Consider the following 13,319-nt stretch of genomic DNA (forward strand, 5'->3'; position numbering starts at 1 on the left):
GAGGGTATGCAGGCCCGGCAGGTCCTCGGCGGACGCTACGAGCTGCGCGGCATCCTCGGGCGTGGCGGCATGGCGGAGGTGCACGACGGCTGGGACCGGCGGCTGGGCCGGCCGGTGGCCGTCAAGCTGCTCTACCCCACCGCGGAGGCGCAGCCGGACACCCGGCGCAGGTTCGCGACCGAGGCGAGGGCCGCGGCGCTGGTCAACCATCCGCACGTGGTCGCGGTGCACGACACCGGCGTGCACGAGGGTAGGCCCTACATCGTGCTGGAGCGGCTGCCCGGCGCCAGCATGGCCGACGTCCTGGCCCGCGGCGGCCCGATGCCCGCCGAACACGTCCGCGCGATCCTCCGCGACGTGCTCGCGGCGCTGGGTGCCGCGCACGCCACCGGCGTGCTGCACCGCGACATCAAGCCGGCCAACATCCTGTTCACGACGTTCGGCGGGGTCAAGATCGCCGACTTCGGGGTCGCCAAGAGCGCCGACAGCCCGCACACGCTGACCAACCGGGTCTTCGGGACGATGGCCTACCTGCCGGCCGACCGCATCGCCGGGCGGCCGGCGACCGCCAGCGACGATCTGTACGCGCTCGGGGTGGTCGCCTACGAGGCGCTGACGGCACGCCGGGCCTATCCCCAGGAGAACCTGGCCGCGCTCGCCGACGCCATCGGTGCGGCGCGGCTGACACCGTTGAGCGCGCTGCGACCCGACATCGATCCGGCCCTGCGCGCGACCGTCGAGCGGGCGATGTCCCCCGACCCGCGGTGGCGGTTCGGCAGCGCCGCGCAGATGCGCGCCTGCCTGGATCCGCCCGCGAAACGGCCGCGCCGCGCCGGCGGGGTATTGGCCGCCGCGGCGGCGTTACTCGCCGTCGCCGTGCTCGCCGCGCTGGTCGTGGTCGCATAGCAGGGTGCCCGGTCTGACCTGCACCGATGGCGACCGCGCCGGAGATGGGTAGCGTGGTGTATACCGTCGCTAACCGGCTGATCCCGGTCGGGTAACGATCCGCGCGCCGTATTCACCTTTTTCGTCAGGTGCTGTACATTGCGCGATTTCCACGTATCTTGCTTGTCGTGGGTCGACATTCGTACACCAAGCAGCGACGGAACCCGTCGGTGCTTCTGGCGTCCGTGTTGGCCCCCGCCGCGGTGTTCCTCGTCGCCAAGGGCGACCCGGCTCCGGCCGTCGACCCCTCCGAGGTCGCTCCGGTCGCCGAGCCTTCGCCGGCGCCCGCGGAGGGACTCGAACCCGGCGTGCCCTGCTGCGTCGAGATCGTCGCCTCGCCGCCGACCGCGCCCCAGCCCGCGCGCATCGTCGACCAGGCCGGCGCCGCCCCGGCAGAGGACCCGGTGGTGTCCGCCTCGCGGTGGCGGGTGGTCAGCCGCACCCTGCCCGCGGGCGTCGCCCCCGAACGCGGCCTTCAGGTCCGCACGATCCTGACGGCGCGCAGTGTCAGCGCGGAGTTCCCCGAGATCCACCAGATCGGCGGCGTCCGGCCCGACGCGCTGCGCTGGCACCCGAACGGGCTCGCGCTGGATGTGATGATCCCCAACCCGAGTTCGGAGGCCGGGATCGCGCTGGGCAACCAGATCGTCGCCTACGTGATGGCCAACGCGCAGCGATTCGGCATCCAGGATGCGATCTGGCGGGGCGCCTACTACACCCCCGGTGGCGCGCGGTCCGGTGGCTACGGCCACTACGACCACGTCCACATCACCACCACCGGTGGCGGTTACCCGTCCGGCGGCGAGCTCTACTTCCGCTGACCGGTGCTTCGGCCCGAAATCCTCAGCGTGCGCCGAGCAGCTTGGTGAGCTCCCGGACGGTCGGAACCTTGCCGCTCACCACCACCTGCTCGTCGACGACCAGGCCGGGCGTGCGCATCACGCCGTAGCCCGCGATCTCGCCGTAATCGGTCACCGACGTGATCTCGGCATCCAAGCCGAGATCGCTGAGCGCCTCGCGGGTGCGGGCCTCCAGCGTGTGGCAATTGCGACAACCCGGTCCGAGGATCTTGACGATCATGACGTCGACTCCCTTCGCGTGGGCTGCATCATCAGCCGACGATATTGAACAGGAATCCGATCAGCATGATGCCCGCAGCCACCGTGCCGAAGAAGATCGCCAACAGTGGCGGCTTCAACACCCGGCGCAGCATCACCGCCTGCGGGATCGACAGGGCGATCGTGCTCATGGTGAAGGCCATCACGGTCCCGAGCGACATCCCCTTGGCCCATAGGGCTTCGGCGATCGGCACCACGCCGGCACCGTTGACGTAGAGGGGCACTCCCGCCAGTGTCGCCACCACGACCGCGAACGGGTTGCCCGGCCCCGCGACGCTGGCGAACAGGTCGGCCGGCACCCAACCGTGAATGCCCGCTCCGATGGCGACCCCGGCGACGACCCACAGCCACACGGTGCGGAAGATGTCCTTGGTCTCGGCGAGGGCGGCGCCGGCCCGCTCGGCGAGGGTGGGCACGTGACCCTCGGCCCGGAGTTGGGCGACCTTGGTGGTGAACACCATGTCCTCGACCCATCGGGACAGGTCGAGGCGGGCGAAGATCCATCCGATCACCAGCGACAGCACGCTCCCGGCGACCACGTACGCCGTGGCGATGCCCCAGCCGAACTGGTCGCCGATCGTGATCGCGGCGATCTCGCTGACCAGCGGTGACGCGATCAGGAACGTCAGCGTGATCGACAGCGGGATGCCCGCGGCCACGAAGCCGATGAACAGCGGAATCGAACTGCACGAACAAAACGGTGTGACGACACCGAGCACGACGGCGAGCACCAACCCGACGAACAACCCCCGGCCCTGCAGATAGTCGCGGGCCTTGTCCAGATCGAGGCTGGCGCGAAGCATGCCGACCACGAACATCAGACCGGTCAGCAGCAGCAGGATCTTGACGGTGTCGTAGCAGAAGAAGTGGATCGCACCGACCGCGCGAACCTCGAGGTTCAGTCCCAGCCAGCCGACGATCGCATCCCAGAGGTACTCGTTGAGGGCGTAGGCGCCGATCCAGGCGAGGGCCGCGAGCGCGAGGATCCCCACCGTGCGGTTGCGTTCGGACAACCCTCCGGCGCCCGGCGCGTTGCCGCGAAGGTCGCTCATGGCACCCAACTCTAAGAGGGAGAGGCGTGCGGGAACCACCGGCGCCCGGCACGGCGATTGTGGTGCCCCCACCAGGGCTCGAACCTGGGACCTGCGGATTAAAAGTCCGTAGCTCTACCAACTGAGCTATAGGGGCTTCGACCACGAAATGATAGCGGTGGGCTGCTCGTTTGAGGATTTGGGTCTCGGTACCCTAAGCTATCGAAGCTCCCAACGACACGTTGTTGTGAGTACCCCGGAGAGATTCGGCCGGCCCCCTTCGTCTAGCGGCCTAGGACGCCGCCCTTTCAAGGCGGTAGCGCGGGTTCGAATCCCGTAGGGGGTACGCACGGCAACCGTCGTCGAGCAGCACAGCAAGGCCCTGTGGCGCAGTTGGTTAGCGCGCCGCCCTGTCACGGCGGAGGTCGCGGGTTCGAGTCCCGTCAGGGTCGCCAGCACGGCGAGGCACTTGTCGATCAGTGATCCGGTGCCGTCCGGCCAGGTAGCTCAGTTGGTATGAGCGTCCGCCTGAAAAGCGGAAGGTCGCCGGTTCGATCCCGGCCCTGGCCACCACGTTCTACCTGCACGTTCTACCTGCACACCTCTACACCCGCATCTGCAAAGAGCCGGATTCCTCGTGATGCTCAAGTTCTGCCGATGACTGTCCCGCACGTTGGAATACGCTCTATTGCGTTGCGCGGCTCTGTCCGACCGCGTTCTCGTGTGTAGTGCCCGACGCTTGATGAGGATGCCCCCGGTGAATATCGATTCCCTTTCGGTTTATGTCGGTCCGAACGTTCATGCGCGGGAGGCGGTGATCAGGCTCAAGCTGGACGTCAAGCCCAGCTATGCGGAAACCCTCGAGGACCTGGGGGCGGGCGTGATCGACAGATTGGCGCCGGTGCTGCCGGGGCTTGCGCTGGAACAGTCCGAGTGGCTTGCCGCATTGCGCGCCGGCGAGGGGCTGTCCATCGGCGATCTGGTGGCAAGGCTGGCGTTGGCGCTTCAGCATGCCGCCGGCGTTGACGGCACATTGGCGTGGTCTGGATCGACGGGCGATCCAGATATCGTCGAGGTGTTCTACAGCTATGGCAATGAGGACATCGGTATCGAGGCAGGCGAGGTCGCCTGCGACATGCTCGCGGCCATCGCCCGCGCCGACTCCGATGATCAAGAGGCCCCCGACCTCCACGACAACGTCGAGGATTTCCTGGACTATGCCGATAGGCGTTCTCTGGGGCCCTCGGCCATGGAATTGGTGCGTGCGGCCCAGGCCCGCGACATTCCGGTCTACCGGCTCAACGACGCCAGCCTGATCCAGGTCGGCCAGGGCAAGTACCAGCAGCGGATCGAGGCGGCGCTGACGTCGAAGACCTCGCATATCGCCGTCGAAATCGCCTCGGACAAGAATCTCGCCAACGGCATCCTCGAGGATCTCGGTCTGCCCGCGCCGAGGCAGAAGCTGGTCTACAGCGTGGACGAGGCGATGGGGGCCGCCGAACGCATCGGTTATCCCGTGGTCATCAAGCCGGTCGACGGCAATCATGGCCGGGGCGTGACCGTCAACATCACATCCGAGGACGGCATCGCCGCCGCCTTCGAGACCGCCGATGCCGAAGGATCGGCCGTGGTGGTGGAGACCATGCTGCACGGTGACGACCACCGGCTTCTGGTGGTCAATGGCCAGCTCGCCGCCGCGGCGCGCCGGGTGCCGGGCCATGTGAAGGGCGACGGGCGCCACACCATTGCCGAGCTGGTGGACATCGTCAACCATGACCCGCGCCGCGGCGTCGGGCATGAAAACGTGCTGACCCGGCTCGAACTCGACGATCAGGCGAAGGGCTTGCTCGAGGAAAAGGGCTACACCGCGGAGACGGTCCCCGCCGAGGGCGAGGAAGTGTATCTGCGCAAGACCGCGAACATTTCGACGGGCGGCACGGCGGTGGATGTCACCGACACGATCCATCCCGACAACAAGCTGATGGCCGAGCGGGCGATCCGGGCGATCGGGCTCGATGTCGGCGCCGTGGATTTCCTGACCACCGATATCACCAAGAGCTATCGCGAGACCGGCGGCGGCATTTGCGAGATCAATGCGGGACCCGGCCTGCGCATGCATATCGCGCCTTCCGAGGGCACGCCTCGCGACGTGGGCGGGGCGATCATGGACATGCTCTTCCCGCCGGGAACCCAGGCGCGCGTTCCGATCGCCGCCCTGACCGGAACCAACGGCAAGACCACCTGCTCGCGCATGCTGGCGCACATCCTGAAAATGGCGGGTCATGTCGTGGGGCAGACCTCGACCGACGCCGTGGTGATCGACGGCAACGTGACCGTCAAGGGCGACATGACCGGGCCGGCCTCCGCCAAGATGGTGCTGCGCGATCCCTCGGTCGACATCGCGGTCCTGGAGACGGCGCGCGGCGGCATCGTCCGCTCCGGCCTGGGCTACAACTACTGCGATGTGGGAGCGGTGCTGAACGTCGCGTCCGACCATCTGGGGCTCGGTGGCGTCGACACGCTGGACGGCCTTGCCCGGGTGAAACGCGTTGTCGCGGAAGTCACGCGCGGCACGGTGGTGCTGAACGCCGATGACGAGCAGACGCTGAAAATGGCGGCCTTCTCGCCCGCCAGGCAGGTCATGTATGTGACGCGCAACCCGGAGCATGAACTGGTGCGCGAACATATCCGGCTCGGCAAGCTTGCGGTCGTTCTCGAGCAGGGGGTGAACGGCGACCAGATCGTGATCTACGACAACGGCACACAGATGCCGCTGATGTGGACCCAGCTCATCCCGGCGACACTGGAGGGCAAGGCGCTGCACAACGTCGAAAACGCGATGTTCGCCGCCGGCATGGCCTATGCGCTCGGCAAGACACTGGACCAGATCAGCAGCGGATTGCGCACCTTCGACAACAGCTTCTTCCAGAGCCCCGGCCGGATGAATGTCTTCGATGAACACGGCTTCCGGGTGATCCTCGACTATGGGCACAACGAGGCGGCGGTGGCGGCCATGGTCGACGTGGTCGACAGGCTCAAGCCGCGCGGGCGCCGCATCGTCGGCGTGACCTGCCCGGGCGACCGGCGCGACGAGGACGTGGCGGCGATTGCGGCTAAGGTCGCCGGCCATTTCGACACCTATATCTGCCACCGCGACGACGATCTGCGCGATCGCAGGCCAGACGAAGTGCCTACGCTGTTGCGGGACGCCCTGATTGCCCAGGGCGTCGCGCCCGACGCGATCAGCATCATCGAGGAGGAAGACGAGGCCCTCGCCGCGGCGCTCGAGCAGGCGCGACCCGACGATTTGGTGCTGTACTTCTGCGAGGCGATAACGCGCTGCTGGAAGCAGATCATCCACTTCACCCCGAAATTCACCGCGCCCGGACCGGAGCCCATCGCAAAGCGTCTGGCAGCATCCACCTTCGGTGTTCCCGATGGCTTCGTTCTCACGTCGGATGATCGAGGTGTGCTGGTCGTTCCGGCGAAATGACAGGGAGACGCAGCATATTCTCATTCGCTCATCGTGAGGAGTTCCACCCGAAACTGGCGATCGTCGGCGGCCGACTGGAGGATGACAATGCCGCCATCTATGACGAGATGCGCCGTCTGGCGGGCGGAAGGATCGTCGTCTTCGCGACGGCGTCGTCGGTGCCTGAGGAGGTCGGCCCTGAAGCCGTCGGCGTGTTTCGCGCCCATGGCTTCGATGCCGTCCTGGCCGGGGTTCACGGCGCCGGGGCGGTGGGGGCCGCGCAGAACAAGGCGATCGCCGATCTCGTCGAGGACTATGGCAGCGTCTATTTCACCGGCGGCGACCAGGCCCTGATCACCGGGGCGCTGGCGCCGAAGGGCAGGGAAAGCCGGGTGCTGAAGGCGATCCGCAAAGCGCAGCGCAACGGTGCTCTGGTCGCCGGGTCGAGCGCCGGGGCCGCCATCATGTCCGATGTGATGATTTCCGGTGGCACGTCGCTGGAAGCGGCGACCTACGGTGTGGCCGATGACCCGGACCACCCCGGAATGCTGCTGGAGCCGGGGCTCGGCTTCTTTCCATGGGGCATGGTCGACCAGCATTTCATCAAGCGCGGCCGGTTCGGCCGACTGGTCGTCGGCATGCAGGCGTCCGGCGCGAAGCTCGGCTTCGGCATCGACGAGAACACCGCTTTGTTCGTCGACGGCAAGATTGCGCGGGTGATCGGCGAATATGGCGCCTTCGTGTTCCATCTCGAGGAGGCGCAAGTCGATAGCCGCCGCAGGCTGATCGAAAATATCGGTTTCAGCTATGCCGACAACGGTGACAGCTATGACCTGGAAGCGGGCGAGGTCGTCCCCGGTCCGGGCAAGCGGCCGGTGACCCGGCGCGACATCACCTACAACGCCCCCGCCCGCTCGCTCCGCAACGTCTTCGCCGCCTATACGCTCTACGATCTCGTGGCGCGGCTGGTGCTGGGGGACCCCGAGGCCTATCCGACGGATCGCGCCCGCGCGATAGAGCCCAAGGCGGGCTGCGCCACCAGCGTCGAGATATCCCGCCGGGGCGGCCGTGCGGCCGCCTACATTCCCGGAGGCGGGCGTGATTTCCGCATGACGGCGGTGGATTTTCGGGCCAGCATGCAGACGCGCCGGCTCAATGCGGCGCAACTGGCGGAGAACCGGCGGGCGGCGCTGTCCCGCGACTACGGTGAGAAGCCGGGACAGCAGGCCCGCGTGATGATGCTGGGCTCGGCGCCGCTCGATCCCGGCAGCCCGCTGCTTGCTGAACTGGCGTCGTATTGCGAGGGGCAGGTGGGTGTGCTTGCCGCCGCTTCCGCCGAGCCCCGCGCGGCCGCGCGGGAATATATCGGCGCCTTGCAGAGCCACGGCGTCGAGGCCACCGATCTGGCCGTCACCATCGACAACGTCGATCGCCGAATGCGCGAGGAAGCGCTGGTCGAGCAGATCGCCGCCCTGCGCACCATCATCCTGACCGGCGGTAACCAGATCAGGCTGGTGGAATGCCTGCTCTACCGTGGCGATGTCACGCCGCTGCTGACCGCCATTGCGCGGGCGCGGGCGGCCGGCGCGATGATCGTCGGGGTCAGCGGCGCGGCCTCGGCGCTGTCCGGTTTCATGATCGGCGGCGGCACGTCCTACGAAGCGCTGCGCTTCGGCATCGCCTCGGATATGGGACGGCACGGATTGGTGATCCAGGAAGGGTTGGGATTTTTCGGCGCCGCCATCGTCGACCAGAAACTGTCGTCCTCGCGCCGTCTCGGCCGCCTTGCCGTCGCCTGCGCCGAGGAAGGCGTACGCTTCGGCCTCGGTCTCCTGGAAGACAGCGGCGTCATCGCCAACCACGACAACAGCCAACTCACCGCGACCGGCGCGCGCGGCGCCGTCCTGGTCGAGCTCGATTCGCTCAAGACCGAGCTGCAGGGGGACGACTTCATCGCGGGGGACACCAGGCTGTGCTTTGCCGGTCCGGGGGATGTCATCGACATGGCGACCGGGACCGTCACCCGGCTGGCGCCGGCTGCCGCTTCCGCCGCCGCGCTGGATACGTTGGTGGACGAACTGATCGAGGAATGCGTCGGCAATGCCGGCCCGGTGACCGCGCCCGGTGGCACACACGAAGCCCATATTGCCCTGCGCTATCGCTCACACGAGGATGGCACCGGCTATCTCGACATTGAAAGCATCCGTGATCGGCACGGATGAATCGGCACAGATGAAACTGAAAGAACGGACAGTCATGTATCTCGATGGGACCACCCTCACCACGCTGCTTTCCGATGCGGAGAAAGCGGCTGCAAACGCCCCTGCCATTGCGGCCGCGGGACCGCGCTACACCTCGGCGCTCGCCGTCATCGAGGCCGCCATGGCGCTGCCGGAACTGGGTGAGGCCGGCGTGACGGCCTTTCTCGATGCGCAGGGGATCGAACTGCGCGACATGCCCCCAGGTCATCGTTTGATCGCAGGGGCGCTGGCGACGGAAGGCAAGCTGAAGGAACGCCTGCATGCCGCCTGTGCCGCCTACTACGAGACCGAGGTGTTCGTGCTTCCGGCCGGCGAGCCGGAAGCTCCGCAGCCGCAGTGAGACAGGTGGAGTGAAACCGCGATGCGCCAGACCTACGATCTGCCGGGCTCGCCACATCGCCTGACCGTGCTCAGCTTCGGCGCGGCGGGGACGGGCCGGAAAGCCTATTTGCAAGCCGGACTGCATGCCGACGAGTTCCCCGGCATGTTGGTCCTGCGCATTCTGGCCGGGCATCTGGCCGAAGCGGAAGCTCGCGGCGGGGTCCGCGGTGAAATCCTGCTGGTGCCGCAGGCAAACCCGATCGGCCTGGCGCAGACCGAAACCAGCTTCGTGTCCGGTCGGATCGAAAGCGGCACCGGGGAGAACTTCAACCGGAACTATGCCGATCTGTCAGATCTCGGAAACCTGTCGCTGGGCCCCGACGCGGCGTCGAACGTCGAAACGATCCGGGCCGCGATGTCCGCGCGGCTTGCGGCGATGCAGCCGGATAAAGCACTGGCACATCTGCGCCACAGATTGCTGACGCTCGCCCACGACGCCGACCTCGTGCTCGACCTGCACGCCGACAACGAGGCCGAGCCGCACATGTATGTCGGCCCGGCGCTGTGGCCGGCCGCCGAGGACATCGCCGCGGCGATCGATGCGCGAGCGGTGCTGCTGTCAGAGGTGTCCGGCGGCTACCCCTTCGATGAGGCCTGCGCCAGTCCATGGTGGGTGCTGGCCACGAACCACCCCGGTCTGCCCATTCCGCCGGCCTGCCTTGCCGCCACGCTGGAAATGGGCAGCAACGACGATGTCGATCCCGAACGCGCCGCCGATCAAGCCACAGGCCTGCTGCGGATGTTGCAGGGACGCGGCTTTGTCGATGGGTCGGGCGGGCGCCCGCGTTTGTCCTGCCGCGCCACGGCGCTGACTGCGATGGCGCAACTGCGCTCGCCGGTCCCGGGGCTCGTCGCCTATCGCCGCCGGCTGGGCGAGGTGGTCCGCAAGGGCGATCTCGTCGCCACGGTGATCGATCCGCTTGGCGAGGAGACGGAATTGCGGGCCGAGACCGACGGGCGGCTCTTCGCTCGCCACAGCCAGCCTTATGCCTGGCCGGGACGGGTGATCGGCAAGATCGCCGGCGAAATTCCGCTGGAGAGCAGAACGGGCAACTTGCTTTCGGATTGATGCTTGTCGCGCGGAAATGCGTCACGGCAACCCGATCCGGCGGAAAGACCCCGGCTTGGTTCACTCGAAGTCCAATTTCCGGTGCCTGGCCAACGCGCCCAACACAAGTTCTTGACGCATCTCGTCGAACTCCACCGACGATTCCGAAGTGGCCACCGGCCGTAGATGATTCGCCAGCGTACGCGCTGTCGTAAAGTAGATGTGAGGTTGCCGTGATGTCGCTGTCGAGGCGGTTGCTGCTTCTTCCGATGTCAGCACCCGGTGCAGGTCGCAATCGATGGCGCATTTCTCAATGTGGCCTGTGGGAGCAGGCTCGTCCTGGAGGTGTCGGCGGGTTGGATCCACGATTGATTCGCGTGCTGCCCTGGGTGACCGTCGCGGTCCTGTCGTTGATCTGCGCCCCGTCCGCGCACAGCCAGCCCCACTACACCCTCGTCGACCTCGTCGACGCGGCCACCCGGCGGCTTCAGGCCGCCGAACCCGTCGTGGCCGCCAAATTCCACTCCGGTGCTCCCGTGACCGCGCTCACTGAAATTCCCCACTGACGCTCATCGAAATTCCCCACCCGTGTGGCTCCGCCGAGAAGGGCGGGCCTCCTTCGATGCTGCTGGTGTCTGACGCCAGCTGCTTCACCGAAGGAGGCCCGCTTTCTCATGCTCACATGGGAGGACGACTTGGAAATACATGCCCTACACAAACGTGGTTGGACGATCGCCGCGATTGCCCGTCACACCGGCCGGGACCGCAAGACGATCTCGGATTATCTGTCGGGCAAGCGCACGCCGGGAGTGCGTGCGCGGCCGGGCCCGGATCGGTTCGAGCCGTTCGTCGACTACGTCAGCGCCCGGCTGGCCGAGGACCCGCATCTGTGGGCCCGCACCTTGTTCGACGAGCTCGAGGAGCTGGGGTTTGGTCTGTCGTATCAGAGCCTGACCCGTAACATCCGCGCCCGCGATCTACGCCCCGTCTGTCAGGCGTGCCGCACGGTCACGGAGCGGCCGAACTCGGTGATCCCACACCCTGCGGGTGAGGAGACCCAGTGGGACTGGCTGGAATTACCTGATCCGCCGCAGTTGTGGGGGTGGGGTAAGACCGCACATTTGCTGGTCGGCTCGCTGGCGCATTCGGGCAAGTGGCGCGGCTTCCTGGCGCCCAGCGAGGATCAGCCGCACCTGGTCGCCGGCCTGGACCGGGTGACCCGCGGCCTGGGCGGCGTCACACGCCAATGGCGGTTCGACCGGATGGCCACGGTGTGTGATCCCGGCAGCGGGCGGGTGACCGCGTCGTTTGCCGGGGTGGCCAAGCACTACGGGGTGGCGGTGGCGATCTGCCCGGCCCGGCGCGGCAACCGCAAGGGCGTGGTGGAGAAGGTCAACCACACCGCTGCGCAACGCTGGTGGCGCACCCTGCCCGATGACCTGACCGTCGAGGCGGCCCAGGTGAGCCTGGACCGTTTCGCGGCCCTGCGGGGCGACACCCGGCTGCGGGCCACCGCCGATGGCCGGTCCTCGGTCGCTGTGGCGGCCAAGGCCGAACCGCTGGCTCCGCCACCGGCGGCGCCGTATCCGGTGATCGTGGCCGAGACCCGCACGGCGTCGCGGCAGGCGCTGGTGTCCTACCGCGGCAACCGCTACTCGGTGCCCCCGGAGCTGGCCGCCGCCCAAGTGGTGGTGTCCCATCCGGTCGGCGGACAGTTCCTCGACATCGCCACCGTCGGTGGGATCGTGATCGCCCGCCACCGCATGGCCGCTGACGGGCTGCAGGTGATGGTGCGTGACAGTGGCCATGTCATCGCCCTGGACACCGCCGCGATGGCCACCGCGGCCACCGGGCGCCCGCACCGCCGCAAGGAACGCATCCCACCGGGCCCGGCCGCCAAAGCCGCTGCCGCACACCTGCGTCAGGCCAACGACGTCAGTAACCAGAAATCCCAAACCCTCACTCCGTCAACCGATTCCATCGTCATCGACCTGTCCGCCTACGAGCGGGCCGCCCAGAACAGGACCATCCAATGACCCCCACACCCCGCACCGGCAAGACCACCACGACCACCACCGAGGAGTCGCCCTCGGCAGCCGCGTCGCGGTACCAGCAGCTGCGCTCACACCTGGCCGAACTCAAACTCACCGCCGCCGCCGAAGCCCTACCCGCCGTGTTGGACCAAGCCAGCGCCGAAGGGCTGTCGCTGACCATGGCCCTGGAGCGGCTGCTGGCCGTCGAGGTCGAGGCCAGCACCGCGCGCCGACTGGCCGGCCGGCTACGGTTCGCCTGCCTGCCCACCCCCGCCACCCTGACCGACTTCGACATCGACGCCGCCGCCGGGATCGACCGCAAGCTCATCGACGAACTCGGCACCTGCCGCTACCTGGAGTCAGCAACCAACATCCTGCTCATCGGCCCACCCGGCACCGGCAAAACCCACCTCGGTGTGGGACTGGCACGAGCCGCCGCCCACGCCGGCTACCGCACCTACACCACCGCCGCCGATCTGGCCGCCCGCTGCCACCGCGCCGCCATCGAGGGACGCTGGGCCACCACCATGCGCTTCTACGCCGGCCCCACCCTGCTCGTGATCGATGAACTCGGCTATCTACCACTTCCCGCCGAAGCAGCCTCAGCACTGTTTCAGGTGGTCTCCCAACGGTATTTGAAAACATCGATCGTCATCACCACCAACCGCGGCGTGGGCGCGTGGGGCGAGATCCTCGGCGACACCACCGTCGCCGCTGCCATGCTCGACCGCCTGCTGCACCGCTCCGTGGTCATCAACCTCGACGGCGAGTCCTACCGCCTCCGCGACCACCAGGCCGCCGCCGAAACCCTGCGCCGAACCACCACCGGCACCCGCCAACAACTACACTGACCGCTGCTCACAGGTGAGGAATTTCGGCGAGCACACCTGCGGAATTTCGATGAGCGCGATCACCCGTGGAGGACCCGGCCCGCGAACAGCAGGTGCTCGACGCGGTATCCGTCGTGGCCGCCGGCCTGAATCTGGACCCGGCGTACGTGGCGTCCGTGTTCCGCGACCAGATCGACGCG

Annotated in this window: 11 protein-coding genes, 4 tRNA genes and 1 pseudogene; 13 read left to right on the plus strand and 3 right to left on the minus strand. The window is 67.6% G+C overall.

Features of this window, described 5'->3' with window-relative positions:
- The first annotated feature begins 6 nt into the window (after positions 1–6).
- Entirely contained in the window at positions 7–906 is a 900-nt protein-coding gene (locus JDV09_RS09520; protein WP_221368870.1) for a serine/threonine-protein kinase, read from the plus strand.
- A gap of 167 nt (positions 907–1,073) precedes the next feature.
- A complete protein-coding gene (locus tag JDV09_RS09525; RefSeq protein ID WP_221368871.1) occupies positions 1,074–1,766 on the plus strand; it encodes a VldE C-terminal domain-containing protein in 693 nt (230 codons plus the stop codon).
- Between the two features lie 22 nt (positions 1,767–1,788).
- On the opposite strand, the gene JDV09_RS09530 is transcribed toward JDV09_RS09525, so the two are convergent.
- The 3 genes from JDV09_RS09530 to JDV09_RS09540 all read right to left on the minus strand — a co-directional run bounded on the left by JDV09_RS09530 (position 1,789) and on the right by JDV09_RS09540 (position 3,251).
- On the minus strand, positions 1,789–2,025 hold the full coding sequence (locus JDV09_RS09530) for a thioredoxin family protein (RefSeq protein WP_221368872.1): 237 nt from the start codon (positions 2,023–2,025) through the stop codon (positions 1,789–1,791).
- Positions 2,026–2,056: 31 nt separating this feature from the next.
- The gene (locus tag JDV09_RS09535; RefSeq protein ID WP_221368873.1) at positions 2,057–3,115 is read right to left on the minus strand and encodes a permease; all 1,059 of its coding nucleotides are present in this window, start codon (positions 3,113–3,115) and stop codon (positions 2,057–2,059) included.
- Between the two features lie 60 nt (positions 3,116–3,175).
- Positions 3,176–3,251: transfer RNA gene (locus tag JDV09_RS09540), tRNA-Lys, on the minus strand.
- 116 nt (positions 3,252–3,367) lie between these two features.
- On the opposite strand from JDV09_RS09540, the gene JDV09_RS09545 reads away from it, so the two are divergent.
- The 11 genes and pseudogenes from JDV09_RS09545 to JDV09_RS09595 form a co-directional block, all read left to right on the plus strand.
- Positions 3,368–3,440: transfer RNA gene (locus JDV09_RS09545), tRNA-Glu, on the plus strand.
- A 32-nt stretch (positions 3,441–3,472) separates the two neighbouring features.
- Positions 3,473–3,549: transfer RNA gene (locus JDV09_RS09550), tRNA-Asp, on the plus strand.
- 41 nt (positions 3,550–3,590) lie between these two features.
- Positions 3,591–3,667, plus strand: a tRNA-Phe gene (locus JDV09_RS09555).
- A 175-nt stretch (positions 3,668–3,842) separates the two neighbouring features.
- A complete protein-coding gene (gene cphA / locus JDV09_RS09560) occupies positions 3,843–6,587 on the plus strand; it encodes a cyanophycin synthetase (protein WP_221368874.1) in 2,745 nt (914 codons plus the stop codon).
- Positions 6,584–8,788 carry a cyanophycinase gene (locus JDV09_RS09565; protein ID WP_221368875.1) on the plus strand — a complete coding sequence of 735 codons (2,205 nt, stop codon included), beginning with the start codon at positions 6,584–6,586 and terminating at the stop codon, positions 8,786–8,788. Before cphA ends, JDV09_RS09565 begins: the two co-directional genes overlap by 4 nt.
- Complete coding sequence (locus JDV09_RS09570; protein ID WP_308124065.1) at positions 8,772–9,167, plus strand: hypothetical protein; 396 nt, start codon at positions 8,772–8,774, stop codon at positions 9,165–9,167. Before JDV09_RS09565 ends, JDV09_RS09570 begins: the two co-directional genes overlap by 17 nt.
- Before the next feature lie 21 nt (positions 9,168–9,188).
- Complete coding sequence (locus JDV09_RS09575) at positions 9,189–10,277, plus strand: succinylglutamate desuccinylase/aspartoacylase family protein (protein ID WP_221368876.1); 1,089 nt, start codon at positions 9,189–9,191, stop codon at positions 10,275–10,277.
- Positions 10,278–10,633: 356 nt separating this feature from the next.
- Positions 10,634–10,822, plus strand: a complete 189-nt coding sequence (locus tag JDV09_RS09580; RefSeq protein WP_221368877.1) for a chorismate mutase family protein — start codon at positions 10,634–10,636, stop codon at positions 10,820–10,822.
- A 108-nt stretch (positions 10,823–10,930) separates the two neighbouring features.
- A complete protein-coding gene (locus tag JDV09_RS09585; RefSeq protein ID WP_221368878.1) occupies positions 10,931–12,292 on the plus strand; it encodes a Mu transposase domain-containing protein in 1,362 nt (453 codons plus the stop codon).
- A complete protein-coding gene (istB, locus tag JDV09_RS09590) occupies positions 12,289–13,140 on the plus strand; it encodes an IS21-like element helper ATPase IstB (RefSeq protein WP_221368879.1) in 852 nt (283 codons plus the stop codon). Before JDV09_RS09585 ends, istB begins: the two co-directional genes overlap by 4 nt.
- A 65-nt stretch (positions 13,141–13,205) precedes the next feature.
- A pseudogene (locus JDV09_RS09595) lies at positions 13,206–13,319 on the plus strand (chorismate mutase); the annotation flags it as partial.

Source organism: Mycolicibacterium xanthum, from assembly GCF_019710635.1.
In the GTDB taxonomy this organism is placed as follows: Bacteria; Actinomycetota; Actinomycetes; order Mycobacteriales; family Mycobacteriaceae; genus Mycobacterium; species Mycobacterium xanthum.

Excerpts from the sequence above, each read along its gene's own strand:
- JDV09_RS09585 (WP_221368878.1), top strand. The coding sequence starts at position 10,931 with ATGCTCACATGGGAGGACGACTTGGAAATACATGCCCTACACAAACGT.
- JDV09_RS09575 (WP_221368876.1), top strand. The coding sequence starts at position 9,189 with ATGCGCCAGACCTACGATCTGCCGGGCTCGCCACATCGCCTGACCGTG.
- JDV09_RS09535 (WP_221368873.1), bottom strand. The coding sequence starts at position 3,115 with ATGAGCGACCTTCGCGGCAACGCGCCGGGCGCCGGAGGGTTGTCCGAA.
- JDV09_RS09520 (WP_221368870.1), top strand. The coding sequence starts at position 7 with ATGCAGGCCCGGCAGGTCCTCGGCGGACGCTACGAGCTGCGCGGCATC.
- JDV09_RS09530 (WP_221368872.1), bottom strand. The coding sequence starts at position 2,025 with ATGATCGTCAAGATCCTCGGACCGGGTTGTCGCAATTGCCACACGCTG.
- cphA (WP_221368874.1), top strand. The coding sequence starts at position 3,843 with ATGCCCCCGGTGAATATCGATTCCCTTTCGGTTTATGTCGGTCCGAAC.
- JDV09_RS09565 (WP_221368875.1), top strand. The coding sequence starts at position 6,584 with ATGACAGGGAGACGCAGCATATTCTCATTCGCTCATCGTGAGGAGTTC.
- istB (WP_221368879.1), top strand. The coding sequence starts at position 12,289 with ATGACCCCCACACCCCGCACCGGCAAGACCACCACGACCACCACCGAG.